The sequence below is a fragment of the Lysinibacillus sp. FSL K6-4013 genome (genome assembly GCF_038630435.1).
Lineage (GTDB): Bacteria > Bacillota > Bacilli > Bacillales_A > Planococcaceae > Lysinibacillus > Lysinibacillus boronitolerans.
Map to the genome: position 1 here is coordinate 2,044,574 of NZ_CP152031.1, position 25,080 is coordinate 2,069,653.

General features: G+C 36.7%; 20 protein-coding genes and 2 CRISPR repeat arrays (1 of these 22 running past the window's edge). Of the genes, 15 read left to right on the forward strand and 5 right to left on the reverse strand.

Annotation, left to right across the window (positions count from 1 at the left end; all coding sequences use genetic code 11):
- Positions 1-13: 13 nt before the first annotated feature.
- Positions 14-883, reverse strand: a complete 870-nt coding sequence (locus MHB39_RS09940) for a DMT family transporter (RefSeq protein ID WP_103117938.1) — start codon at positions 881-883, stop codon at positions 14-16.
- A 109-nt stretch (positions 884-992) separates the two neighbouring features.
- On the reverse strand, positions 993-1,850 hold the full coding sequence (locus tag MHB39_RS09945; RefSeq protein WP_257961192.1) for a LysR family transcriptional regulator: 858 nt from the start codon (positions 1,848-1,850) through the stop codon (positions 993-995).
- A gap of 136 nt (positions 1,851-1,986) precedes the next feature.
- On the opposite strand from MHB39_RS09945, the gene MHB39_RS09950 reads away from it, so the two are divergent.
- From MHB39_RS09950 to MHB39_RS09970, 5 genes are all read left to right on the forward strand, one after another.
- Positions 1,987-3,195, forward strand: a complete 1,209-nt coding sequence (locus MHB39_RS09950; RefSeq protein WP_342546536.1) for an MFS transporter — start codon at positions 1,987-1,989, stop codon at positions 3,193-3,195.
- A 29-nt stretch (positions 3,196-3,224) separates the two neighbouring features.
- Positions 3,225-3,605: an SRPBCC domain-containing protein gene (locus MHB39_RS09955; RefSeq protein WP_342546537.1), complete on the forward strand. Its 381-nt coding sequence runs from the start codon at positions 3,225-3,227 to the stop codon at positions 3,603-3,605.
- 112 nt (positions 3,606-3,717) lie between these two features.
- Entirely contained in the window at positions 3,718-4,434 is a 717-nt protein-coding gene (locus MHB39_RS09960; protein ID WP_312126688.1) for a toast rack family protein, read from the forward strand.
- Between the two features lie 128 nt (positions 4,435-4,562).
- Positions 4,563-5,087, forward strand: a complete 525-nt coding sequence (locus MHB39_RS09965; RefSeq protein WP_279494717.1) for a hypothetical protein — start codon at positions 4,563-4,565, stop codon at positions 5,085-5,087.
- Positions 5,088-5,119: 32 nt separating this feature from the next.
- Entirely contained in the window at positions 5,120-5,851 is a 732-nt protein-coding gene (locus MHB39_RS09970) for an alpha/beta fold hydrolase (RefSeq protein ID WP_131519940.1), read from the forward strand.
- A 124-nt stretch (positions 5,852-5,975) separates the two neighbouring features.
- On the opposite strand, the gene MHB39_RS09975 is transcribed toward MHB39_RS09970, so the two are convergent.
- From MHB39_RS09975 to MHB39_RS09985, 3 genes are read right to left on the reverse strand one after another with little or no spacing between them, the layout of a single operon-like run.
- The gene (locus MHB39_RS09975; RefSeq protein WP_342546538.1) at positions 5,976-8,450 is read right to left on the reverse strand and encodes an ABC transporter permease; all 2,475 of its coding nucleotides are present in this window, start codon (positions 8,448-8,450) and stop codon (positions 5,976-5,978) included.
- Entirely contained in the window at positions 8,450-9,178 is a 729-nt protein-coding gene (locus MHB39_RS09980; protein WP_036081592.1) for an ABC transporter ATP-binding protein, read from the reverse strand. The genes MHB39_RS09975 and MHB39_RS09980 overlap by 1 nt, the downstream gene beginning before the upstream one ends.
- A gap of 52 nt (positions 9,179-9,230) precedes the next feature.
- On the reverse strand, positions 9,231-9,815 hold the full coding sequence (locus MHB39_RS09985) for a sigma-70 family RNA polymerase sigma factor (RefSeq protein WP_036081071.1): 585 nt from the start codon (positions 9,813-9,815) through the stop codon (positions 9,231-9,233).
- A 238-nt stretch (positions 9,816-10,053) separates the two neighbouring features.
- Here MHB39_RS09985 and MHB39_RS09990 point away from each other — a divergent pair, with 238 nt between their 5' ends.
- From MHB39_RS09990 to cas2, 10 genes are all read left to right on the forward strand, one after another.
- Positions 10,054-10,368, forward strand: coding sequence for a hypothetical protein (locus tag MHB39_RS09990; protein WP_342546539.1), 315 nt, complete (start codon positions 10,054-10,056; stop codon positions 10,366-10,368).
- Between the two features lie 71 nt (positions 10,369-10,439).
- On the forward strand, positions 10,440-11,399 hold the full coding sequence (locus MHB39_RS09995) for a hypothetical protein (protein WP_342546540.1): 960 nt from the start codon (positions 10,440-10,442) through the stop codon (positions 11,397-11,399).
- A gap of 141 nt (positions 11,400-11,540) precedes the next feature.
- Positions 11,541-12,798: a CRISPR direct-repeat array (repeat unit 29 nt; unit sequence ATTTAAATTCCACTTAGTTAATGAAAAAC).
- Positions 12,799-13,659: 861 nt separating this feature from the next.
- Complete coding sequence (gene cas6 / locus MHB39_RS10000; protein ID WP_342546541.1) at positions 13,660-14,397, forward strand: CRISPR-associated endoribonuclease Cas6; 738 nt, start codon at positions 13,660-13,662, stop codon at positions 14,395-14,397.
- Between the two features lie 12 nt (positions 14,398-14,409).
- Positions 14,410-16,113 carry a Cas8a1 family CRISPR/Cas system-associated protein gene (locus MHB39_RS10005; protein WP_342546543.1) on the forward strand — a complete coding sequence of 568 codons (1,704 nt, stop codon included), beginning with the start codon at positions 14,410-14,412 and terminating at the stop codon, positions 16,111-16,113.
- Positions 16,106-16,984, forward strand: a complete 879-nt coding sequence (cas7i, locus tag MHB39_RS10010; protein ID WP_333006935.1) for a type I-B CRISPR-associated protein Cas7/Cst2/DevR — start codon at positions 16,106-16,108, stop codon at positions 16,982-16,984. The genes MHB39_RS10005 and cas7i overlap by 8 nt, the downstream gene beginning before the upstream one ends.
- A gap of 12 nt (positions 16,985-16,996) precedes the next feature.
- Entirely contained in the window at positions 16,997-17,731 is a 735-nt protein-coding gene (cas5b, locus tag MHB39_RS10015; RefSeq protein WP_016994003.1) for a type I-B CRISPR-associated protein Cas5b, read from the forward strand.
- A 46-nt stretch (positions 17,732-17,777) separates the two neighbouring features.
- Positions 17,778-20,006, forward strand: a complete 2,229-nt coding sequence (gene cas3 / locus MHB39_RS10020) for a CRISPR-associated helicase Cas3' (protein WP_333006937.1) — start codon at positions 17,778-17,780, stop codon at positions 20,004-20,006.
- 33 nt (positions 20,007-20,039) lie between these two features.
- A complete protein-coding gene (gene cas4 / locus MHB39_RS10025) occupies positions 20,040-20,552 on the forward strand; it encodes a CRISPR-associated protein Cas4 (protein ID WP_342546545.1) in 513 nt (170 codons plus the stop codon).
- Positions 20,549-21,535 carry a type I-B CRISPR-associated endonuclease Cas1b gene (gene cas1b, locus MHB39_RS10030; RefSeq protein ID WP_258858805.1) on the forward strand — a complete coding sequence of 329 codons (987 nt, stop codon included), beginning with the start codon at positions 20,549-20,551 and terminating at the stop codon, positions 21,533-21,535. Before cas4 ends, cas1b begins: the two co-directional genes overlap by 4 nt.
- A gap of 1 nt (position 21,536) precedes the next feature.
- Positions 21,537-21,800 (forward strand): CRISPR-associated endonuclease Cas2, encoded by a 264-nt coding sequence (gene cas2, locus MHB39_RS10035; protein WP_009371077.1) that lies wholly within the window; start codon positions 21,537-21,539, stop codon positions 21,798-21,800.
- Positions 21,801-22,051: 251 nt separating this feature from the next.
- Positions 22,052-25,080: direct repeats of the CRISPR family, unit length 29 nt; unit sequence GTTTTACATTAACTATGTGGAATATAAAT; it runs 309 nt beyond the window's last position.

A 25,080-nucleotide genomic window follows, 5' to 3' on the forward strand; every position in this document is an offset into this window, starting at 1 on the left:
GTTGTTTTTTCTTTTACACAGATTTTCGTTGCTGTAGTAAGAACAGGGCCAGTCCTAGTAAAATGACCACAATACCGATCCCCTGTTGAACGGAAATCATCTCATCTAAAATAAAATAAGCTAATATACATGTGCCGATTGTTTCGCCTAAAATACTCATGGAAATCACCGTTGTACTTAACCATTTCAATAGCCAATTAAAAATGGTTTGCCCGAAAATCGTTGCAATGACAGCCAGCCCTACAAGGGACCACCAGGTGGAGGCTGAATATTCGAAAAACGATTCTTTCATAAAGAGGGCATAAACGGCTAAAAAGATCGAGCTACTGCCATAGCCGATAATAGAATAGGGAATGAGCGATAAATCCTTGCGCACTGATTGCCCAATAAAAAAGTAGGCTGTAATAATACCTGCCGCAATAAAGGCAAGAATATCGCCATAAAGGGCTTGTCCACTAATCTGGAAATCTTGCCAGCCAATAATGAAGCAGCCGATGATCGCTACGAAGCAGCCAACAATCGCTCCTTTTGAAAATCGCTCTTTAAATAAAAAATAGCTGCCTATTAAAGAGAATAGTGGCTGTAGTGTCACAATGACGGTTGAACTAGCCACAGATGTGTAGTTTAATGATTCAAACCATAACACATAATGACAGGACAAAAATAAGCCTGATAAAATGCCGAGTCCCCATTGTTTTTTCGAGAGACTTGTAAGCTCCTGCCGCAAGCTCTTCTGTGCCAATAAAAATGGAAGAAGAACTAGCATCGCAAAAAATAGTCGATAAAAGGCTGTAATCGCTGGTGGTGCATCAGCTAGCTTAACAAAGATTGCTGAGGTAGATAATGCAAATACTGCAAAAAATAACGAGATGTAATAAAACATGATGTACTCCTAAGCATTTACAAGATTAATAATGACAAACCTATTATAGTGTAGTCCGCATGAATAATATAGGGTTTTTAGAATATTAGCACAAAATAGGTTTATGGAGCTAATTCTGCTCAAGCAAGGATTCAATGACCTGTTTTAATTGCAGGATGAAGGGCTGCTTACTGTCATCTTTTTTATAGATATAAACTGTTTCGATCGCACTGTGAAGCCCATCTAAATCATAAAAATGCAGGTCAGGACAAGGATAAAGTGCTAGTAATTTGGTATTTAATACAGCCAATGTATGCTCGATTTCAAGAAAATCTAAAATACTACTAACTGATTTAATTTCCTTCATCGTAAAAGGTACCTGCTTGTCAGTGAGCCATTGTGCTAATGCATGGGTATACATGCAGCCCTTACTTAACACAAGCAATGTGACAGGTGTTCGTTGTTCAAAGTCGATGATATGAGCGGAGCTTGAGATAACTTCAAACGTCTCTGTGGCTAGTACATCATAGTGTAGCTCGCTATAATGCTTGATTGGATTACTTGTCAATGCACAATCTATTTCCGCCAGATGAACTTTGTGATTTAAGGCTGTACTTGATTCCACAGTGAAATCAACATCTATCGGACTTCGACTAGTTTGCAGTGCGTTCATAATGGATGGTCCATATATTTTTATGGTTGTATGAGATGTACCAACCAAAATGCTCGTTTGTGTAGGGCCGATGGTATGTAAAAAGTCTTCATACTGCTCGGCAACTTTCTTTAAAAACTGTAAATAATGTTGACCTACCTCTGTCAGCTTTAAGCCTTGGGGTGTTCGTTTAAAGACGTCCTGCCCAATTTCACGCTCCATTTTTTTCACCTTTGCTGTTAAGGCAGATTGTGTATAATTGGTGATTTCAGCCGATTTACTCAAGTTTTGCCTCTCTAAAAGCTCCATTTTTAAGGCAATTTCTTCAATGTTCATGTTGTTCCTCACATACCTATAGATTTTTTTAATAGCCGCTATCATTTTCCTCCATTTTACGTACGCTAGCTGTCCACGTACACTCTAGATAATGAAAAGGTAGACTGCAAAAGCAGTAACCTGATGGAGGGTTTTTATGCAAACATATTATCGATGGGTCATCTTGCTTGTGGCTACACTTTCGCAAACAGCCGCAACCTTTGTGACCTACGGAATGGGGCCAGTTGCCTCTTTTTATCAAATGGAATGGCACTTAACGTCCTTCCAGACAGGGCTAATTGTTTCAGCCGTCAATATAGGGCCAATTTTCTCCATGCTGCTATTTGGTTATCTCATGGATAAAAAGGGAGAAAAGCAGATTATTGGATGGGGCTCGATACTACTGGGCCTGTCAGCCTTATTGCTAATACCCGTGAATCATTATACGACATTGCTTCTCGTATTAATAGTTGTGGGGATATGGTATGGCAGTGCGCAAACAGGTGGCAGTACTGCTATTGTGAAATGGTTTCCTAACAAGCATCGAGGACTTGCTATTGGGATACGCCAAACAGGTATTCCGATTGGTGGTGCATTGGCTTCCACTTTGCTGACCTATTTGTATCAACATCATCATCTATCCTCTGTCCATTTAGCACAGGGCTTGATGGCGGTTGGTGGGGGACTATTATTTTTATTGCTGTACAAAGAACCAAAACAGTATGACACCGCTACGGCACCTCTCATTCCTTTTAAAGAGAAGATGCGTGCTATTCGGCACAATCGAGCGCTCTATCCTTTATTTTTTGTGGGCATGGTCATGATGTCCCTCCAAATGATTATCATTGCTCACTTTATGAGCTATTTACATCATGAAGGTGGGTATACATTAACCGAGGCGGGGCGCTATTTAAGTCTGATTTTATTTGGTGGGATGTTTGGGAGAATTGTACTTGCTTGGATGAGTGATCATTATTTCGCTCAAAAACGAGAGCCATTATTAGTGCTCGTCATGCTCGCTACATTCCTGATGGTTGGCTTTTTGCCCTTTGTCATACATAGCAAGGGCCTCATGATTTTATTTTGCAGTCTATTTGGATTTTTAGCGCTTGGCTGGTATTCCATATATATCACTTGTGTCACGGAGCAATCCGATTCGCAAGCAGTAGGACTAACTGTTAGTGCAGCGTTAACGATTAATCAGTTCTTTATTGTCTTGGCACCAACGGTTTATGGTTTATTGGTTACTGTTTTTTCCAGCTATCAGCTCGCTTTGGATGTTATCGCTGTGATGGTTATACTGGGGGCATTTCACTTATACAGAACATCCCAAGGTAGTTTAACTTCTGAAAGTTCGGTAAAATAATGGAAAAGAGGAAATGGAGGTTGCTGCGAATGACCAGTTCGATTTGGATTGAGGCAAAGATTGATAAAGTATGGCAGGCGATTACAGAGGAGCAATCCCTCTCCCGATGGTACGCACCAGGCGCCATATGGGACATCCCTATACTAACAGCTGGGGAAAAGATGACATTTACCTTAATGCCAAATGCGCATAACCAGCTTTCTGAAAAACTGCCGATGGAGCTAACGATTCAGCAAGTGAAGAAAAATGAGGAATTTTCCTTCTATCTAGAAGTTCCTGAAACATTGATTGCTATTACGCTAGCCCAACAGGGTAATGGCACTACGGTGAGCTTTAATTCGTCAGGCTATGATGCCTCTCTTGCGAATTTAAAGGCATTGCTGGAGGGACATGACATTCCTTTTCAGTAAGCCTCTCTACGTCTTAGGTCTTAGATGAATTTCGAGCGGAGGGTCGTATTTTAATTTCCTTCCTTCTATATAATGAAATTATTGGTAGATTATACGGTGGGAGGAAATAATAGTGAAAAAATTAGTGGGTTTAGGTGTCGTGATAGGCACGTCAGCATTGGTATTATCGGGGTGCTTTTCCTTTATTCCAAATAAAATGCGAGAGGAAGCCATTTTGGTGGAAAAGGATAAAGCGAAAGCATTAGAGGTAGACATTGATTTAGGTGTTGGCGAAATGAATGTATCGAGTGGTGCAAAGGAATGGGTTGAGGGTAACGCAGAATATAATGTAAAAAAGCTAGCCCCTCAGGTAGACTATGATCTACATGGCGATACAGGAGAAGTGGAAATCAAGCATAAGGGCTCAACAAGGCTGGGGCTCTCGAATATTAAAAACACATGGGCGATTCAACTGAACGACAGCATCCCCATGGATCTAAATGTGGAAACGGGTGCTTCTCTTGCCAACCTTGATTTACAGGGTCTTCAGCTGGAAAAGCTCGATATTGAAGCGGGTGTCGGTGATCTAACGGTTAATCTAGGTGGCGACTGGAAAAAGAGCTTTACAACGACTATTGAAACAGGTGTCGGTCAAACAACAGTTATTTTACCTTCAAAGGTTGGCGTGAAATTAACGACAGAAAAAGGCATTGGCTCGTCTAATGTGGAGGGCCTTATATCAAAAGGGAATGGTGTCTATGTCAACGAAGCTTACGACAAGGCGGATGTCGTACTAGAGGTCAATTCGGAATTGGGCATCGGGGAAATTACCTTTAAGTTAGATCGATAGAAAATGGAGTAGGCTACTTGATTGAAATAAATACAATAACCATAATAGGAGCGTCAAATACATCCTTTGTATTTGACGCTTATTTTATGGTAGTTTTAAGAAAGCAATGTTTCAAAGGAGCGAATAGATTGAAGACCTATACATACAAGCAACCAGCGGCCATCGAGTCAACAGAGACCGTTACTATTTTAAATGAAGCGGGGGAGGTATCGTCCACCGTTCAACGCGTGTATTCCAATGCACTAAAAAAAGCATTCGATAAAACGATGGACTATCGTTATTTCGTTCGTTTTGATGTTCACGATCGCAATGGTCAGCCGCTTTTTACGTGCAAAAAAGTATCCCGTCGCGGGCGCGTGCATTTCCGTGGCAAGGATTTGGTAACAGGTAAAGACTATATGATTGCCTATGATGGCTGGCAAATTATGATTCCTGATTTAGTTATTACCGATGGCGAACAGCAGATCAAGCTCAACAAAGAAATGGAGGACTGGTCTGTTTTTACTGTGAATGAGCAGCCTATCGCACGCTGGCAAGCGACTTTCTGCGAGACGCATTTTGACATTACACTACAAATTGAAGACAGCAGTCCCATTCAGCAGGTAGCCTTTTTTATTGCCATCGGACAGGCAGTGCTGTTTGTTGGGGCTTAAATAAAGGTAGATGGAAGAAAGGGCTTGATGAAATGCTAAACATATTACCAGCAAAAGAGATTTATTTACAGGGAAATGAGCATGCCCTATTGCTTTTACATTCCTTTACAAGTCATACAAGAGATATGAAGACAGTAGCCACTGCATTACATAACCAAGGCTATACTTGCTATGCGCCGCTGTATCGTGGACATGGCACTCATCCAGAACAGTTATTACACTATCAGGTAGACGACTGGTGGCAGGATGTAGTGAATGCTCATCAATTTTTATTGGATGAAGGCTATCAAAAGATTTCGGTCATCGGTCTATCCATCGGGGGAATTTTCGCGTTGAAGCTTGCTCAATTAGAAAGGCTCGAGCAAATCATTGTCTTATCTGTGCCGTTTGATAAGGAGCCAGAGCAATTAAAACAAAGGATTATGGACTATGCCCATAATTACAAAACAATAGAGGGCAAGCCACCACTTCAAATCGCTCAGGAAATGGAGCCATTTGAGAACATGCCATTACATGCAATGAACGTATTCCAAACATTTATCCAAGCAACGATGGAGCAGCTTGATAGAATTATCATTCCTATCGCTATCTACTATGGTGAAAAGGACGATGCCTTATACACGCAAAGTGCTGAAACGATCTATCAGCATGTTCATTCATCTAGAAAGCAGAAGAAAGGCTTTGGAAATTCTAAGCATCTCATGACATTAGGACGAGATCAAGAGGCTATCATAAAGGAAATGATAGAATTTCTTCAAATTTAGGGAGAATTTCATTTATAAAAGGAGTGGGGGTGCTCCGCTCCAAAGAGGGGTAAAAGCGCTCACTCAAGAGAGAGCCCCGCTTCTAAAAAAACAGCCACCTCTATCCATAGAGTGGCTGTTTTCCTTATATTTCCAATATCTCGTTCGCTAATTTTTGTCTGCTCATCCAGTAGCCTTGGAGGGTAAAGACAATGAGGGTTGACCCTAGGAACGCGAGACTTGTGAGGCCCAATGTTAGAAAGTCATAGGACATCGGCGAGCCATCATCAATGAAGCCTAGCATCCTCGTTAAAACGAACCCCAGAAATGTACCGACTATGAGACCATAAAGGACAAAGGATAGGACTTGTGTCAATATAAGCTTCATTAAGCCATTTGGTGACAGACCAATTAATCGTTGGATGGCATAGTCGCTGCGTTTTGTATAAATCGTATGCAGTAAAGTTTGAAGGACACCAAGCCCCGTGGCAGCTATTAAAATAACAAAGACGCCAACAAATAGGCTCCACCGTTGGAAGAACATTTCATTGGATTGTGCTAATATGGTCGCTTTATCTGTCAACTTCAGGGCTGGCCAGCGCTCTTCCAAGAATGACAGCTCCGTCAATGCCTGCTCTGGGTAGGATGTTTCGACCATAATGTCTTCGATGAACGGGTGATCCTGTGCTGTGAGGAATGATGACCAATCAACGATTATATCGGCTCGGTGAATCGGTGAATCGGTAATTCCTATAATTTGTAATTCACCAGAAGGCCTATCCTGCTGTGCAGCAAAATCATAGGAACCTATCGTTATACGGTCACCCACTGACAAATGATAACGTTCGGCAAAGCCCTTTGTCACGACAAGGCCATCCTGCAAATTTCCACCTTCAATTTGAGGCAACTTCTTTAATTGCATAAATTTCTCAATATCAATGGTTGTATAGTTCTCTGCTAGCCATTCATCGCCGAGTTGTAGGGCAATATACGCATTATTACTTTGTGCATACGCGTACTGTACGCTTGGCAATGCCTCTATTTCATCTATAATTGCAGGCGTGATAGTTGGATCATTTAATTCATTATCAATTTTTATGGCTGTTTCGTATTGTGATTCCGTGTAGGCAAGGTCATTGTGCTGTAAGGTTTTCATTAATGAGCTTCCAAAGGTTAAAATGACCATTAATCCTATCATGCTAAGCACCACGGGCATATTTTTGCGTACCTGTGGCATGAGCTGCTGGCATGCTAAATAAGCTTCCTTGCCAAGTACCCTTCGAATCGGCTTTAAGGCCAGATGAAGGATGGCTGTAAACAGATAGGGGATTAGTAACAGTAAAATCCCACATACAAGTAGTGTTCCGAGTAAAATAAATAAGGCACCTTGATCGCTTCCTGTCCCAGCTAAATAGGCTTGTAAAAAGAAGAAGACAGCTGACACACCTACAATACTGACAATAATTGTTTTCCATTTTGTCCAACGTAGCTGTAAATTTTCATTTTCTGAAGCGATTTGTAATGGCAATAGTCTAGAGCTTTTCGCTACTTGCCATTTTGTCATCACTTGAAGAATGATGAAGCTGGAAAGGGCAATTAAAAGAATAAACACAATAGGAAGCTCTGTTTTAGCTTCGGGTAAATGCAAAAGGCTAATTAATTGTGGTAGCCAGCTTTTTATGACGACAAGGCTCAGCGTTGTTCCAAGCATAACGCCAAAGCTAATGATCAGTGATAGTTGGAGCTTGACTATACGTCCAACCTGTTTCACTGATGCCCCGAGAGCCCGTAAGATCATGAGCTGCTCTTTAATTTTATAAAATAATAGCTGGAATGTGGACAGCAATAGGACACTCGAAATGAGTAAAATAAAAACAGATAGTACAATCATAAAAACCATTAAGCTCTGTAAATTTCTTTTAATCGCATCGTACTCACTCATAACATCAACACGTAATGTTGGATCCTGTTGTTTGATTTCTGCGCCTACTGCCTTGGCACGACCCTCATCCGTTTTAATGAGCGCAAATATGCCTGCCGTTTGTGGCTGACTATTGTTCATCCATGCCTTAACTACGTCATTCGCTAAGAGAATGATATTAGGACTATCAGTGCCTTTTATCGTCGGTAAAATTTCTTGCACGATAAAATCCTTTGATTGAATATGAATGGAGTCCCCAACGCGTTTGTTGAAAAGACGGGCAACATTTTCCGAAAGAATGGCATCGTTCGGTCCAAGATTGACCTCAAAATGGTAGCGACTTTTCACAAGGTCATCATTTTCAACGCCAACGGTATAAAATGTGGTGTACTTTTCATGTTCAACGAATGTATGAGCTAGCGATAAGCGGGACACTTGTGTGACACCGGCTAGGGTAGAAAGCTCCTCTATTTGATGTGTCGTCAACAATTTTTGCTGATCGGGATTATAACCAACCATTAAATCCATTTCCCCATACAACGCTTGGATGTCTGCCTTCATCTGGCTATTCGCATTCCAAATGTAGACGGTCATCGTCATTACCAGGCAAATCGAGATCGTAATAACACTAATACTCGTTAGGACATTTGCCCAAGCGGCACGAAATAGCTTGAGGGCAATATTACGCATCGTAAACATTAGCGATCCCCCCTCGTAATTTGCTTGAATTTCATTAGAATACAATCCAAATCCTCTTCATTTTGCTGGTTTTGATAGGAATCCACAATCGCCCCATCATGGAAGAACAATACCCGATTGGCATAGGTAGCCACATAGGGGTCATGTGTGACAAGTAATATCGTTTGCTGGTTCTTTTTTTGCAGAGCAACAAGCAGCTCTAAAATTTCATCTGTTGTATGAACATCCAAAGCCCCCGTTGGCTCATCTGCCAGTAAAATAGGAGGATTGGCAATAATCGCTCGCGCAATGGCGACACGTTGCTTCTGTCCACCAGAAAGCTCATGTGGTCGATGCTTTGCCCAAGCAGCGATGTTTAAGGTTTCCATCATGTGCTGCACACGCACCTTAATCTCCTTGCTAGGAATATCATTTAATATAAGGGGAAGCGCGATATTATCCTCGACGGTTAAATCCTTTAGCAGATGAAAGGATTGGAAGATAAAGCCGATATTTTCTTTTCGGAATTGCGATGCTTTTGGCTCTTGATAAATAGCCTGCGCTTCCTTGCCAAATAAAAATAATGCTCCATCTGTTGGCTCATCAATGGCACTGATCATATTCAGAAGAGTACTTTTACCAGAGCCGCTTGTCCCCATAATTGCCACCATTTCCCCTTGATAAATGGTGCAATGGATATTTTTCAAGGCATTCACAGTATGATGCTTTTGCTGATAAATTTTGGACATCCCTTCCACACGTAGCACTTCTGTTAAACGTCCTTCAGGGATGGGTATTGCATTAATGACTTCTTTCAGCGGATTGAACCCACTCATCGAGATATGCCCCCTTTAATTGTTGTCGTAATGCATGCAAGCCACGGCGAATATGTGTTTTCACGGTACCTTCAGGACATTGCAAAATCGCCGCAATATCCTTGACCGAGTAGTCTTGATAAAATCGTAGCAATAGCACCGTTTTGTACTTTTCCTCGAGCTGGCAAAGAGCCTGCCATAAATCCAGCTCTTCTTCGATGTATGTAGGAGATGCGCTTGTTAAATCCTCGAAAGTTTGTGGTTCAACAGGCATAACTGTTTTTTTCTTCGCAATATAGGTTTTACAGCAATTTATCATAATGCGGGTAAGCCAAGTGGCAAAATAGTGAGTCTCCTTTAATTGCGGTAGCCCCTCATAGGCTCGAATAATGGTTTGCTGAAAAACTTCTACGGCGTCGTTTTCATTTTGTACGTAGACATAGGCCATTCGGTAAAGCTTATGCTGCTCCTGCTCAATGAGCTGATAAAACGCCTGCTCATCACCTTGTTGGGCTAAGGCTACAAGAGTTTGTTGGGTGCTCGTAATGAAAATCGCCTCCTTTTCGACCATTAGACTCAGCAAGTCATCATTTCGATTCAAGTTTTTTATTTTTATTGAGAAACGTCATAAGCATGCCCATTTAATAGAAGGTTATCAATTTACTGTTATAATGATACAACAACACAGCAGCCCTTTGATTTCCCCATAAGCCAAGTGCAAAAGAAGCTACAGTCGCCTTCTCCTACAGCGATCGTCAGAAAAATTTTGGATGATTCCGATTCAGTAACTTTCTCGCTAGAGTAAGGCTATGAGGAAGTCACAACACAAATGGTCGCAACCAATACGACATTCAATTCAAATTGCGGATGCTATTGAGGCCATTGCGACAGGCATTGAAGGTATGTCAGTGGAGCTAGCGGAGGTTGTTCACAATACTGTCACGATTAATAAAGCAGTCGATGAAATTGCTGCTGTTTCTGAACAATCAGCGGCAGGTATTCAGGAAACATCGGCTACCATTGAGCAAACTGCAAGCTCCATGGCGGAAATTAAACATAGTGCCGAGCATTTAGCAGAAATGGCTGAACAACTAAACGCCCGATTTCGTCAATTTAAGCTATAGAAAGTACCTGTGGATTTCAAACTTCCCTCACATTTCATCTGTATACTAAGGCATTGGAAGGTGGAATCATTTTGAGAAAATATTTACTTTTATTATTGATGAGTACTTTATTCATGGCACCCGTTGCCTACGCCCATACGATGGATAAAAGTACACTATTCACGGATGTCCCTGAAACAGCCGCCAATATTCAGGACATTATGGTACTACACAGTATTGGGCTTCTTGGGTACAATGGCAAAGATATGGCCTTAAACCCAACAGACAATCTCTCACGCAAGGACTTTGCAGGCTGGGTAGGTGGCTTTTTCGGCCTTGACGGAGCAACAGTGGATGAGCTAGCACAAGCAGCTCAAAAAGAGGATTACGTGTCTTCTCTAGAGGGAGATATTACGTACAAGGAAATAAATACAGCACTTTTTCATCATAAACTTGAGCTAGCCAATCCTGACGCAACCATGACGAAAGAAGAGTACATTGCATTCTTAACAGAGCACCTTACATTTGATATGGGCGGACATACGCTTATTCAAATGGGCGGCTTTGCAGAAGGACCAACAGGTACAATTGAAGATGTAGTCACAGGTGACCAAACAGGAATCATCATCGACGGTAAAACATACATGCTGTCAGGACACCCTCGCATCTTTGCCGATTCAACAGATGCCAAAAGCTGGGTAGGGCAACAACTAGAACGATCTATTTTCACAACAGCAGCAGATCACCATCATGGTCATGACGGTGGGCAAGAGGAAACTCACGGCGATCATGCAGAAGGTCACGACGCAAGCCACGAGCATGAAGCATCTGCCTCGAATGAAGCAACACTACAATATGTGCAAATTAGCACTGCACAAGTGGTGAAAGAGGATGCCAAAGAAATGGAGTCTTCGAACGCTACACCAAGAGAAGAGCAACAAGCAGCCGCAACAGATGACACAACATCCAACTCAAACACAGTATGGATGATCGCCATCCTAGCAGCACTAGCCGCTATTTTTGTTATTGTATTTGTGAAACGCAAGAAATAATGTAAATGAAAAGAACCAGCAATGACCGAGGGATTTCGGTTGTTGTTGGTTTTTTTGAGAATAATAGATTGCAAGGGTTTAAATGCCACTTGCTAATAAAAATGCCTTCAGTTGGACAATAACTTCCTAACCTATTTACTTATTATAAATCCACTTAGTTAATGAAAAACGAAGATTAAATTCTAGCTAATCAAGTGTTACGAGATTTAAATTCCACTTAGTTAATGAAAAACTTTGATTTGCACAAGCTTGTCCGATCCATCGTTGTCATTTAAATTCCACTTAGTTAATGAAAAACTTTGATTTGCACAAGCTTGTCCGATCCATCGTTGTCATTTAAATTCCACTTAGTTAATGAAAAACAAAGAGCGACTGCGAAGATTTCGATGAGAATTGAAAATTTAAATTCCACTTAGTTAATGAAAAACGGTGCCGATATGCTCTAGAAGAACATGCAGATAGCAATTTAAATTCCACTTAGTTAATGAAAAACTTATCCTCAAGTGTGAGATAGATGAATTATATGAAATTTAAATTCCACTTAGTTAATGAAAAACAGGTATGATACGTATAGAGTGAGTATAGCTGTAAAATTTAAATTCCACTTAGTTAATGAAAAACTTTTACTGAATTGGAAAGTAAAATTACTGATCTTGATTTAAATTCCACTTAGTTAATGAAAAACCTTACTACTGAATGGTGGTATCGCTAATATTTCAATATTTAAATTCCACTTAGTTAATGAAAAACATTTCATCCGCAAATCTGCTCGCTCCATTCCGTCCTATTTAAATTCCACTTAGTTAATGAAAAACGATTCCGGCGGCGCTGGTGGTGGTGCTACGGATGTTATTTAAATTCCACTTAGTTAATGAAAAACATTAACTGATTTCCGTCCTACTAAAACATATCAAGTATTTAAATTCCACTTAGTTAATGAAAAACGATGAATTAGTTAAAAGAATCAAGACTGCAGGTGTATTTAAATTCCACTTAGTTAATGAAAAACGATTTCTTTGTTTCCTCATTGAAATAATGAGCATTATATTTAAATTCCACTTAGTTAATGAAAAACCCATTTCAGTTTATCGTCAATCGCATGATGCCAAAATTTAAATTCCACTTAGTTAATGAAAAACTATGCCCCGTCCTACGCCGTACTTGAGTTGTCCGAAATTTAAATTCCACTTAGTTAATGAAAAACGATGAAACTGTGTATACACATTTATTAAAGTCATTGATTTAAATTCCACTTAGTTAATGAAAAACTTTTGCGTACCATTCTATTCCTAATTTCGGAACACTATTTAAATTCCACTTAGTTAATGAAAAACCGAGGGGATACCTAGCAAGCCTGGAGGAAATGGCACATTTAAATTCCACTTAGTTAATGAAAAACCCCCCTTAAGCATAATCAAAAAAAACTTATTTTTCAACGCTATATCAGATTGTACTTTGAGACTAATATCATTTTTTTGCAGTCAATCTGTAGTTCAAAAATTTCCCTTTGTTATTCAAGTGCCTCAATGCTAGGCATGGTAAGCATTGAAGAGATTTAATGTTGTAAAATGATTCACTGCAATTTTTTATAAAGAGGGGAAAATCCATTTCATTCAAGTAATAGTTCATGACGAGCACATTCTCATAGTGAGTTTTATATCTATGTTAAATATTTTCATGCTTTATAAATTTTCCTTACATGTGTTAAATCCTCATCATGTGCAATCGGCGTATATTTAGTGCTTTAACACTTTCAATGTGAAGTTTATGCTTGGGGAGGAATATAGGCTCTTGGTTGCTACTAGTTACCGTCGGTTATTGATTGGATGTAGTGAAGAGGGTAAAGGAAATTAAATGAAGTTTAGTTAGAATTACTAAAATAAAAAACCTACTCGAATTAGTCTAAAGTAGGCTCTTTTGTTGTTTTTTAAAGAAAGTAAGAATTTGAAGTAAGTAAATTTCCACATAGTTAATAAAAAATGAGGTAGTTTTCTAAAAAATTAAACATTATTTAAAAATATATATTTAAATTCCACTTAGTTAAACATGATTTTCCTATCTTATCAAGAAAAGCTAAGAAAATAAATGAGAATAAAATCACAAAATAAATAGTTATCCTATATAGTTTTAATAATAATTTAATTTTTAGAAAATATTGACTAATTATAAAAAATAAATTACTATAAATGTAAATTAGCTCCTAAAAATATCCTTACTATATCTGGGAGTAGTCTATGAAATAAAAAGGAGGTGAAGCCAAATGAGGTTGCAGATCATTATGGAAGCGGAGAAAATACCTAAGCATTATCATTTTTTAGCTGGGAGTGTAGTTAAAGCCGGACTATCTTCTGTCAATCCAGAATTAAAGGAAAGTTTGTATAGCTTTAAGGAACATCAAGCTAACAAGGCGATGCGTCCTTTTACAGGAGCAATTTATGTAAATGGTTACACGCTAGAAGGTGATGAATTTATCATCCATCAAGACATTCGTATGACCATTTCTTCTTCTGATATAAATTTTATGATAACTCTGTATAATGGCTTACTTGAGCATCAGCAAATGCAATATAAGTCATACACCCTACACATTAAGCATGTTAAATTTTTATCTGAAAAATTACCTACAAAATCTCAAGCTCTATTTAAAACAAACAGCACCATCGTTATTAAAGATAAAAACAATCAATATTTAAATATTGATGATCCTGATTATGAGAAGGAATTGAATTATGCAGCAAATGAATGCCTAAAATCTGTTGCTGGGCGGCCATTGCATCAGCCACTAGTTTTTACACCAGTAATGATGCATAAAAAAGTTGTGCAGTTAAAGCATGACAAGTTTAAAAATTTAAATGAAAAAGGAATTCTTTATTTGAATGGTTTTGAAGGAAGCTTTGTACTAGGAGGACATCCAGAAGATTTAGCTTTATTAACGCAGACGGGTATTGGTTTTAGAAGATCACAAATGCTAGGCTGCATTGAAATGGTGAATGAATAGGGGGTGAAGTGAATGATTGAACTACAGTTAGATGAAACAATTTACAATGCCAGTATTTTGGGACTTTGCCGTGTATTTGACTATGCAAAGCTAGAGTATAGTAAGAGCGATTATCAGACTATTAGTTTTCCAGAAAGCAATTTAGCGAACTTTGAAGAACATTATTTTGCCTATTTATCTGCTCAATATGGACATGAAACAAATTACTATAAAATGACTAATCCTACTATTGTAGAGTTTTTATTAAGAGCGAAAACTGAAATTGGAGATGAAAAAAACTTAGAACGGCTCAATGCCCATATTGAAAAAGTGAAATACTGGCTGTCATCGAATAGTTATAAGAATGTCTATCCATTTCTGTCTGCGATTCCATTTGATTTTTTAGAGGCTGCAAAAAGTTTAAAAAAGGTAACACAGAGGAAAAAAGAAACCTTGGAACAAATACAGCCGCAAATTGGAGACGCTGTGGACGCATTACTACAAATTGTCGAGCATTTAAAGCATAAGGATGCAAAGCGATTTATCATCCCACGTGTCCTTACATATCAAGTTATTCAAGGTTTTTGGTCCAATGTCTCCTTCCTAAATAGCAATGCGAGTAAAAAGGATCTCTATGAAGAATATTTTAATTACTTCATCAAACCTGCTCAAGATTTTCTAACGTCAAAGAAAGATGAAAAAAAGTACGGAAAAAATAAATTAACATGTGCGTGCTGTGACAATAAAATGAAGTCTATCTCAGAGGCATTTGATCTTACTTGGGTACAAAATTTAGGGGTTGATGGGGCAAGAAAATCCTCGCATTATTGGAACCATCAGCGCAATTTATTTATTTGTCCAATCTGTAATATTGTGTATAGTTGTCTGCCATTAGGCTTCACATTGAAAAATGGGATAGGTCTCTTTATCAATAGCAATCAATCCATTGTCGAGTTACTAGCTTACAATAAAATCCAGTTGCGCAACGATAGAGGAGAAGAATATACACGCGATAAGCTGGAGGAAATGGCATATTCAAAAATTATCAATGAAATGTATCAACATGCAGAAAACAAGAAGAATATAGAAATTGATAATATCCAGATTGTTAAATATGACAAAAATAATGAATCCAGACCTTATACATTCAATATGTTATCCCGTGACAAAGCACAGCAGCTTTATGATAGCCGGAATGACTTCCATTACTTGACGGGGAAATTTGTTAAGGAAAATGGAGACTATATCAGCCTCTATCAAGAAGTTATACGACGTTTTTATAATGGACAACGCTTTAGTGATTTACTCTATCGTTTAATACGTTTAGTAATCGATGATAAATATGCGGATACTTTTTCTATCTATAAAATTCTGAAAATTTCAAATTATGCATTAAATGGAGGTTCACATTATATGACAGATAAAGAGTTAAGAAGTATTCGGATTAGCGGCTACGAATTAAGAAAAGTATATCGAGGTCAAGAAACAAAATTAAATGCTATTTCACACCGTTTGTTAAATGCTTTAAAAGTAAAAAATCCTAATAAATTTATGGAAACAATTGTACAGGCGTATAGCTACAAACGCCATGAAAAATTAGGTATCCCCCTATTTTTCACAACAACACTCAGTGATATTGAAAAATTCCAAACAATTGGCTATGCATTTTTAATAGGATTAAATGGAAAAGATTTCGAAAAAGAGGATATGGCAAAGGAGGAGCAAGTAAATGAATAAAAAAGGATTAACAATCAGTATGATAGTTGAAGCAGAAAGTGCCAACTATGGTGAGGGTGTTGGCAACGTTGCTTCTTTGAAAAAAATTTCCCGCGGAGATCATGAAGTGTACACGTATATTTCACGTCAAGCATTGCGTTATAACATTGTCGAACAAATGGATATCAATCACACGCCATTAGGTATGGATGGCTCCGTTATTCAATTTCACCCAGATGCAACAATCGCAGATTATCCTGAAATTGATTTGTTCGGCTATATGAAAACGGTAAAACCAACGAGAACTCGTGCTGCCGTGGTACGCTTATCCAATGCTGTCGCATTAGAAAGTTATAATACAGATTTAGAATTTTTAACGAATAAAGGGTTGTTTGACCGCCATAAAAGTGCAACAGCTAATGAGGAATTAAGAGGTGGAAATATTGCACAAAGTGAAATTCATAAATCCTTTTATGCTTACACACTGACGGTGGATTTAGATAAGATTGGAATTGATACAAACGATCAAATCGAAATTCCATTAGAGGAACGTGCTAAGCGTGTTATTTCTTTATTACGTACATTAAAATTTTTATATCGTGATATAAAAGGGCGTCGAGAGAATTTAGCTCCAATTTTTGCTATCGGTGGTGTCTATGATTTAAAAAATCCATTTTTCGAAAATCGATTAAAGCTTCAAAATAATAAGCTTGCCGTTGCAACGGTTGAGGGGATTTTAGCATTGGATTCACATATTCAACAACATACACATGTTGGCTTAGTCAAAGGATTATTAGCAAACGACGAGGAAATTGAGCAAAGTTTACAAGCAAAACCAATGGCAGACTTCTTCGCGCAGCTAGAGCAGGCTGTATCAGACTATTATAAGTAAGCAGGTGAACATATGAAGGGGATTCGGATTGAGGCTTATCAGAACCTAGTGAACTACAAAAAGCCTACGAGTTTTCAATTAAAGGAATCATATCCACTGCCCCCATACTCAACTGTTATTGGCATGGTGCATGCGGCATGTGGCTTTACAAGTTATGTGCCAATGCAGGTGAGTATTCAGGGGAAATATCATGCAAAGGTCAATGATTTATGGACGCGCTATGAGTTTGCTGGTAGTTCGTATGAGCAAGGTCGCCATCAGTTGAAAGTGGAGTTATCAGATGGGAAAGCACATGGGATTACACGCGGTGTTTCCACAACAGAGCTATTAGTAGATGTCGAACTAGTATTGCATATTGTACCAGAGGACAAGCAATACATTCCAATCATTATCGACGCACTAAAATCACCTGCTGAATATTTATCACTAGGTAGACGCGAGGATTTATTGCAGATTAATGTAGTGACGGAAGTGGAGTTAGAAATTCAAGAAATGGAAGAAGACAAGAGAGTTGATTTTGATATTTTTATTCCGCAATCGATGACCAAGAATGATATTTATGGAAAAATCGGTACATCCTATCGTTTAAATAAAACATATAAATTATTAGAAATTGCTAAAGGAAAGCACATTCGTCAGTGGGAAAAGGTGATTGTTTCTCATGTACCGGCTTCTTCAACTAACTATCTTGCTGCATATGAAAACGTGCTTTTCGATCAGGATGGCTATACCGTATTTTTAGTATAAGAGTGGGGGAATGTTCTCCATTCTTTTTTTATAAGGAGGTTTGTAGATGTTTGAAAAGCTACTAGCAAAATCAGCAACAAAAACATCCGCCGCACAAACGATTATTGAGCATACAAACCATTTAATTAAAAAATGGGAAATATTTCGTAAAATTTATCCAAATGCACTGTCAAAGAAAGATTGGAACATTTTATTACAAGCGGTGACGTACCATGATTTAGGAAAGGCAAATACCAAATTTCAGAATAAAGTACGCACAATAGAAGAGCGTATAGAGGATTTATTTCCTGAAATAGATGAAATTCCTCACAATTACTTAAGCTGTGCATTTATGCCGATTAAAAATCTAATCACTCACTATGGTAAAGAGGATGCTACGTTATTAATTTTAGCTGTTTATTATCACCACGAACGGGCAGAGCAAAATATGTACGAGAGTGGTGATGAGATTAAAAAGGATTTACAAAAATATGTGTCACTATTAAATAATGATTTTAATATTCGTGAAGAACCTAAATTTGATTATCGAAAATTTACCGATCGAAAATTTCTTAAAAACCGTGAGCATCTGTATCGTTTCGTTCGCATAAAGGGCTTATTAAACAAGTTGGATTATGCGGCAAGTGGAGATTATGAAGTTGAAATTCCTCCTGAAGATTTACCGCAAAAAATGAAAAAGTATTTCGATAATAAAAAACGCACTAGGAACGAGTTGCAAGACTATTTATATACTCTCCAACAAGAGAATCATATAGTCATTGCGTCAACGGGTATTGGGAAAACAGAAGCAGCACTTTGGTGGCTTGGTAATGACAAGGGCATTTTCACGCTGCCATTAAAAGTGTCCATCAATGCGATTTATGACAGATTGATTAATGAAATTGGCTGCAGCAAAAAGAATACAGGATTGCTTCATAGTGGTATGCATGCTGAATATGTCAAACGTGCAGATGAGCAAGACCTTGATTTAATAACGATTACACATGCGAAAAATTTATCTATGCCGCTTACAGTGACGACAATCGATCAAATTATTGATTTTGTCGGGTTATACCCAGGCTTTGAAATGAAACTTGCCACATTAGCCTATAGCAAAATTATCATTGATGAAATTCAAATGTACAGCGCAAGATTAGCAGCCTTTATCGTATTAGGGTTGAAGTATGTTACGGATATAGGCGGTAAGTTTTTAATTATGACTGCCACATTGCCACCACTTTTTATAGAAGCGTTGAAACGATTGGAAGTTCCATTTGAAAAACGAGAAGACCCATTTTTAAAATTCAATGCCAATAATCAGCCAATTAAGCGTCATTTTATGCAAATCGTTGAAAAGGATTTGACGATAGAAGAAATTTTAAAGCATCCAATGGAACAAAAGGTATTAATCATTGTGAATACGGTGACAAAAGCACAGCAATTATATAAAGAATTTGAAGAAACAGGGGTAAAGGCTTCTCTTTTACACAGTCGTTTTATCAGCAAGCACCGTCAAGAAAAGGAAGATGCAATTTTAGCATTAGGAAACAAAGATTGCCTAAACACGGGAATATGGATTACTACACAGTTAGTAGAGGCAAGCGTTGATATTGATTTTGATATTTTATTTACTGAGCTTTCAGAGGCATCAGGTTTATTTCAACGTATGGGACGTATTTATCGAACGCGAGATTATGTTGAAAATATACCTAACATTTATGTTTTTACAGGCGGTCCATTACCATCAGGTATTGCAAACAATAAAAAATCTGTTGTTGATTTTACAATTTTTTCTAAATCAAAGGAAGTGTTACTGCAATATAACAATCAGCTAATAGATGAGAAAATTAAAATGAAGATTGTAGAGCAAGTGTATAGTAGAGAAGCTTTAGGAGCAGAGTGCGAATATATTCAAACATTCGATGAAACATTAGCTTGGTATGAGGATTTATTACCTTATCAAGAGGAGAATAAACCGACCTTAAGAGATATTCAAAATCAATTAGTGATCCCATATGGCGTTTATAGGGAAAATGAATTAGAAATAGAGAATATGAAAAATGAATTAACTAAAAAGTTAGAATTGAAGGCGAAGATTAATTTTTTAATCGAGTTACAAAAATTCACAGTGCCAATCGCCACTTGGGCATACGATAATGCAAGAAAACGAAAAAATGGAGAGATTATTTCAACAATTAGAGTTGATCGCTATACAGAATACCCAGTTGTGACCTATCAATATACAGAGGAACTCGGCTTAATTTTTGCAAATGATGTAGATAGCTTCTTTCATTAATTATGGAAAATGCCATACAAGGGGTGAAAGCATATGCAATGGGACGATTTAAAGGCAACCGGTTTGCAAGTCCAATATTTGAAAGTATGCGAGCGCAAGCTATGGTTACATTCACATCAACTTGGCTTTGAGGATGAGGACGATAAAGTACAACAAGGGAAAGTATTGCACGATACGTCCTATCAACGCCAAAAGTCAAAAGAAGTATTGATAGAAAATTTAATTCGGATTGATATGATGGACAAGCATTATGTAGGAGAAGTGAAATCTAGTAGTAAAATGGAACAGGCTGATAAGGCGCAGCTTCTATATTATTTATTCGTACTTGAGCAAATGGGGATATATCGAAAAGGCAAAATACATTATCCAAAAGAAAAACGTGTTGATGAAATTGAATTAACGGAAGAGGATAGAGAGGCCATTCCTAAATGGTTAGCCCAAATCCAACAAATTATTCAGCTAGACAAGCCTTCTAAGAAGAAAAAATTAAGATATTGTACAAAATGTGCTTATTATTCATTTTGCTGGGTAGGTGAAGAGGATTGAAAAATGTATATTTATTTAATAACGGAAGGATCCAAAGAAAAGATTCTACTATTTATTTAGTATTCGAAGATGGTACGAAAAAAACATTACCAATAGAAAATACAGAAAATCTACATGTATTTGCGGAAATGGACTTTAACACCTCTTTTTTTAATTTGATGAATCAAAAAGATGTAAATATACATTTTTATAATTACTACGGTTACTATTCAGGTAGTTACACACCTAGACGAAAAAAAGTGGCGGGCTTCGTTGATGTTCAGCAAGCAGCCCATGTAATGGACTTGAATAAAAGGCTGTATATTGCACAACAATTTGTCTATAGTGCTATTCATCATATGTTACGCAATATTCGTCGCTACAAAGATGAGGTAGAGCCATTCATCAATGAAATAACCCAACTAAAGAAACAAGTTGCCGATGCTACGGATATACAAACCTTAATGGGCATTGAGGGGAAAATTCGCTTTGCTTACTATCAATGCTTTAATGCGATTATTAAAAATCCTGATTTTCAATTTACAAAGAGAGAAAAACGTCCGCCTACCAATCCAATTAATGCACTTATTTCATTTGGCAATAGTTTAATGTATACAGCTGTATTATCTGAAATGTACAAAACGCAATTAAACCCAACAATTAGTTATTTACATGAATCAGGTTCTCGAAGATTTTCCCTATCACTGGATATTGCAGAAATCTTCAAACCGTTGTTAATGGATAATTTAATTTTTATGTTAATAAACAAAAAGATGATTCGTGCTGAACATTTCGAATATATCGAAGAACATATTTGCTTATTAAATGAAACAGGACGTAAAATTTTTATTGCTGAATTCGAAAAACGAATGAGCACGACCATTAAACATCGAAAATTAAACAGACAAACCTCTTACCGATTTTTAATTCGTCTAGAATGTTATAAATTAATTAAACATCTGATTGGTGATGAAGATTATAAAGCATTGAAAGCGTGGTGGTAGCGTGTATGTACTGATTGCGTATGATGTGGATGTGAAACGGGTGGGAAAAGTCCATAAAGTATTGAAAAAATATTTAACGTGGACACAAAATTCTTTATTTGAAGGAGAAATTACGGAAGGACTTTTAAAACAATGCCTAGCTGAATTAGCAACAAAGGCTAATCCGAATATTGATTCAATTTATGTTTACCGAATTGCCAATCCCAAAAATATGAAAAAAACTGTGTATGGGGTCGAGAAAGATTTTGAGAGCATGTTTTTATAGTCATCTATTCTATTAGTAAAGACTAGAAAAGTGAGTATCGATTGTATTCAAACTCTCTTTTAGTAGAATTGCAGTGAATCATTTTACAATATTATATTCCTTCCAGGCATATCATACCTAGCTTTGAGGGCACTTTGATTGCAAAGGCAAATTTCTGGACTACCGATTGACTGCAAATAATCATATTTGTCGCAAATTACAAGCCGTTAAAGCGTTGAAAAATAAGGGTTTTTTGATTATGCTTAAGGTGGGTTTTACATTAACTATGTGGAATATAAATATACTTCTCATTTCGATTCTGTCTAATGTGGTTTTCGTTTTACATTAACTATGTGGAATATAAATGTGTCAGAGGCTTACGCCAACTATATTGACCATGTAGTTTTACATTAACTATGTGGAATATAAATGAAAAATAGATTATTAGATTTTTTACGACCAAGAGTGTTTTACATTAACTATGTGGAATATAAATAAAGAAAAAGCTTCGAATGAAGCACCGGCTGAAACGTTTTACATTAACTATGTGGAATATAAATGGAATCTAATTTAGTACAAGCCTTCAAAGGTGTTATCGTTTTACATTAACTATGTGGAATATAAATATTAAAAGAAGTGAATGCAGCTGCTAAACGTGTTGAGTTTTACATTAACTATGTGGAATATAAATCTTCGAGCAGATCATGCTTATACATAAATCAACTTTGTTTTACATTAACTATGTGGAATATAAATAACTTCGAAAAAGAATATTCGACAACAGTGGTTAAGTTTTACATTAACTATGTGGAATATAAATATGAATGTAATTTATATTTCACGATACGGCACCGTGTTTTACATTAACTATGTGGAATATAAATCACGTATAGTAGGGTTTCGCACTTAGGGGCAGTAAGGTTTTACATTAACTATGTGGAATATAAATGGGGTTGATACTGTTGATATAACTTTTGATTTACCAGTTTTACATTAACTATGTGGAATATAAATGTGGGAATATTGGTTTTAGGTGTGATATTGCGAATAGTTTTACATTAACTATGTGGAATATAAATATGTCATTCCTAGATCTAGCCAGGGAGAAGTTACAAGTTTTACATTAACTATGTGGAATATAAATGAATCATTTGGGAGTTACATACAAGATGGCGTCTACGTTTTACATTAACTATGTGGAATATAAATGTCAACTTGCTGATTTAATTCAGTCCAACTAGAAGGTTTTACATTAACTATGTGGAATATAAATGAACGAGCATTTAAGAAGTCTCTATGACACGGAGAAGTTTTACATTAACTATGTGGAATATAAATTAACTTTTGCCAGAACCAACGAAGCCAGTGAGCAATGTTTTACATTAACTATGTGGAATATAAATTCCAAATCTTTTAGTGCAAGAGCTTGGAAATAAGCGTTTTACATTAACTATGTGGAATATAAATAATGCAATAGCGAATGCTTTGAATCGAGCTGCAACGTTTTACATTAACTATGTGGAATATAAATGCAGATGTAAATAGTTGGCTAGTGGCAACAGTTGTGTGTTTTACATTAACTATGTGGAATATAAATGATGGTGCTGATACCGATTCAGTTATTGAATGGACTGTTTTACATTAACTATGTGGAATATAAATATATTTATGGCTTGTTGGTGAAAAGCAAGCTGTACTGGGTTTTACATTAACTATGTGGAATATAAATACGTTCAGCTAACGTGAAGCAATCAACAATGAAGAAAGTTTTACATTAACTATGTGGAATATAAATGTCGTTATGAAACTAGTATCTTTCGGTATAATCAACGTTTTACATTAACTATGTGGAATATAAATCCGAGTACAGGCAAGGTTTCAGTTTCAGTGTCCAAAGTTTTACATTAACTATGTGGAATATAAATTGATCACCTACCATTAATGTCAGCCCATACTCATTGTTTTACATTAACTATGTGGAATATAAATGCTTTTACAGTAATCTTAGATCCCATGTCGTAATCTGTTTTACATTAACTATGTGGAATATAAATTTAAAATAAGTAAAAACCTGTAATCCGTGTGTTAAGTTTTACATTAACTATGTGGAATATAAATCCTTAATCGGTACTAAAACATCATCTGTAGCGACAAGTTTTACATTAACTATGTGGAATATAAATGTAGTCGTGCAGCTTGATATGTCTTTTCAGCATCAGTTTTACATTAACTATGTGGAATATAAATCTCATAATTCCAGTAATATAGTCAATAGCCATAAAGTTTTACATTAACTATGTGGAATATAAATGTACCTTTTACAAGCTTTTCGCGGTCTTGCGGTAGGTGTTTTACATTAACTATGTGGAATATAAATTTGTTTAACCAAACAATTTCTGTCATAATTAACCAGTTTTACATTAACTATGTGGAATATAAATTGCACAGTTACCCAAGAATTAATGAGGAAGTAGTAGTTTTACATTAACTATGTGGAATATAAATTTGGACTTCACGATAGATTTAAAGTTTTTAGATCCGGTTTTACATTAACTATGTGGAATATAAATTTCTATCAATCTAGGCATTACCAAAAACGAAAATAAGTTTTACATTAACTATGTGGAATATAAATTAATACTTAACAGCATTGAACTTAAAGGTAAAAACGTTTTACATTAACTATGTGGAATATAAATAAGAATCTAGCGCAATTTCGTTCAAAATCATCATAGGTTTTACATTAACTATGTAGAATATAAATGAGCTTTTGTAATAGTGCCAAGCTCGCGTTCTAAAGTTTTACATTAACTATGTGGAATATAAATCCAAATGCTCAACAGGAAGCTGAAAAACTAGAACAGTTTTACATTAACTATGTGGAATATAAATAGTACAACGTCGTTTCGGGATATAAAAATATAAAAGTTTTACATTAACTATGTGGAATATAAATGAAATTAAAAAGGCAACATCTTTAAACATTGCTGCCGTTTTACATTAACTATGTGGAATATAAATGGTGGAGTTCCGCATCATGTGACCACGGAACCGTGTTTTACATTAACTATGTGGAATATAAATTGGGATTTTGTTGCTATGTTCAAACTCTTATATGCTGAGTTTTACATTAACTATGTGGAATATAAATACTTTTATGTTAAATCAGATTAAGCTGCCTAAAAAGTTTTACATTAACTATGTGGAATATAAATAATAATGTAGGATCTTGTTGTAAATCTTTCATGATGGTTTTACATTAACTATGTGGAATATAAATAGTAACACGCTCATTGGTTAA

Bases quoted from the DNA above. Each gene is read 5' to 3' on its own strand.
- MHB39_RS09940 (WP_103117938.1), bottom strand. From the start codon at position 883: ATGTTTTATTACATCTCGTTATTTTTTGCAGTATTTGCATTATCTACC.
- MHB39_RS09945 (WP_257961192.1), bottom strand. From the start codon at position 1,850: ATGAACATTGAAGAAATTGCCTTAAAAATGGAGCTTTTAGAGAGGCAA.
- MHB39_RS09950 (WP_342546536.1), top strand. From the start codon at position 1,987: ATGCAAACATATTATCGATGGGTCATCTTGCTTGTGGCTACACTTTCG.
- MHB39_RS09955 (WP_342546537.1), top strand. From the start codon at position 3,225: ATGACCAGTTCGATTTGGATTGAGGCAAAGATTGATAAAGTATGGCAG.
- MHB39_RS09970 (WP_131519940.1), top strand. From the start codon at position 5,120: ATGCTAAACATATTACCAGCAAAAGAGATTTATTTACAGGGAAATGAG.
- MHB39_RS09975 (WP_342546538.1), bottom strand. From the start codon at position 8,450: ATGTTTACGATGCGTAATATTGCCCTCAAGCTATTTCGTGCCGCTTGG.
- MHB39_RS09980 (WP_036081592.1), bottom strand. From the start codon at position 9,178: ATGTCCAAAATTTATCAGCAAAAGCATCATACTGTGAATGCCTTGAAA.
- MHB39_RS09985 (WP_036081071.1), bottom strand. From the start codon at position 9,815: ATGGTCGAAAAGGAGGCGATTTTCATTACGAGCACCCAACAAACTCTT.
- MHB39_RS09990 (WP_342546539.1), top strand. From the start codon at position 10,054: ATGAGGAAGTCACAACACAAATGGTCGCAACCAATACGACATTCAATT.
- cas6 (WP_342546541.1), top strand. From the start codon at position 13,660: ATGAGGTTGCAGATCATTATGGAAGCGGAGAAAATACCTAAGCATTAT.
- MHB39_RS10005 (WP_342546543.1), top strand. From the start codon at position 14,410: ATGATTGAACTACAGTTAGATGAAACAATTTACAATGCCAGTATTTTG.
- cas7i (WP_333006935.1), top strand. From the start codon at position 16,106: ATGAATAAAAAAGGATTAACAATCAGTATGATAGTTGAAGCAGAAAGT.
- cas5b (WP_016994003.1), top strand. From the start codon at position 16,997: ATGAAGGGGATTCGGATTGAGGCTTATCAGAACCTAGTGAACTACAAA.
- cas3 (WP_333006937.1), top strand. From the start codon at position 17,778: ATGTTTGAAAAGCTACTAGCAAAATCAGCAACAAAAACATCCGCCGCA.
- cas4 (WP_342546545.1), top strand. From the start codon at position 20,040: ATGCAATGGGACGATTTAAAGGCAACCGGTTTGCAAGTCCAATATTTG.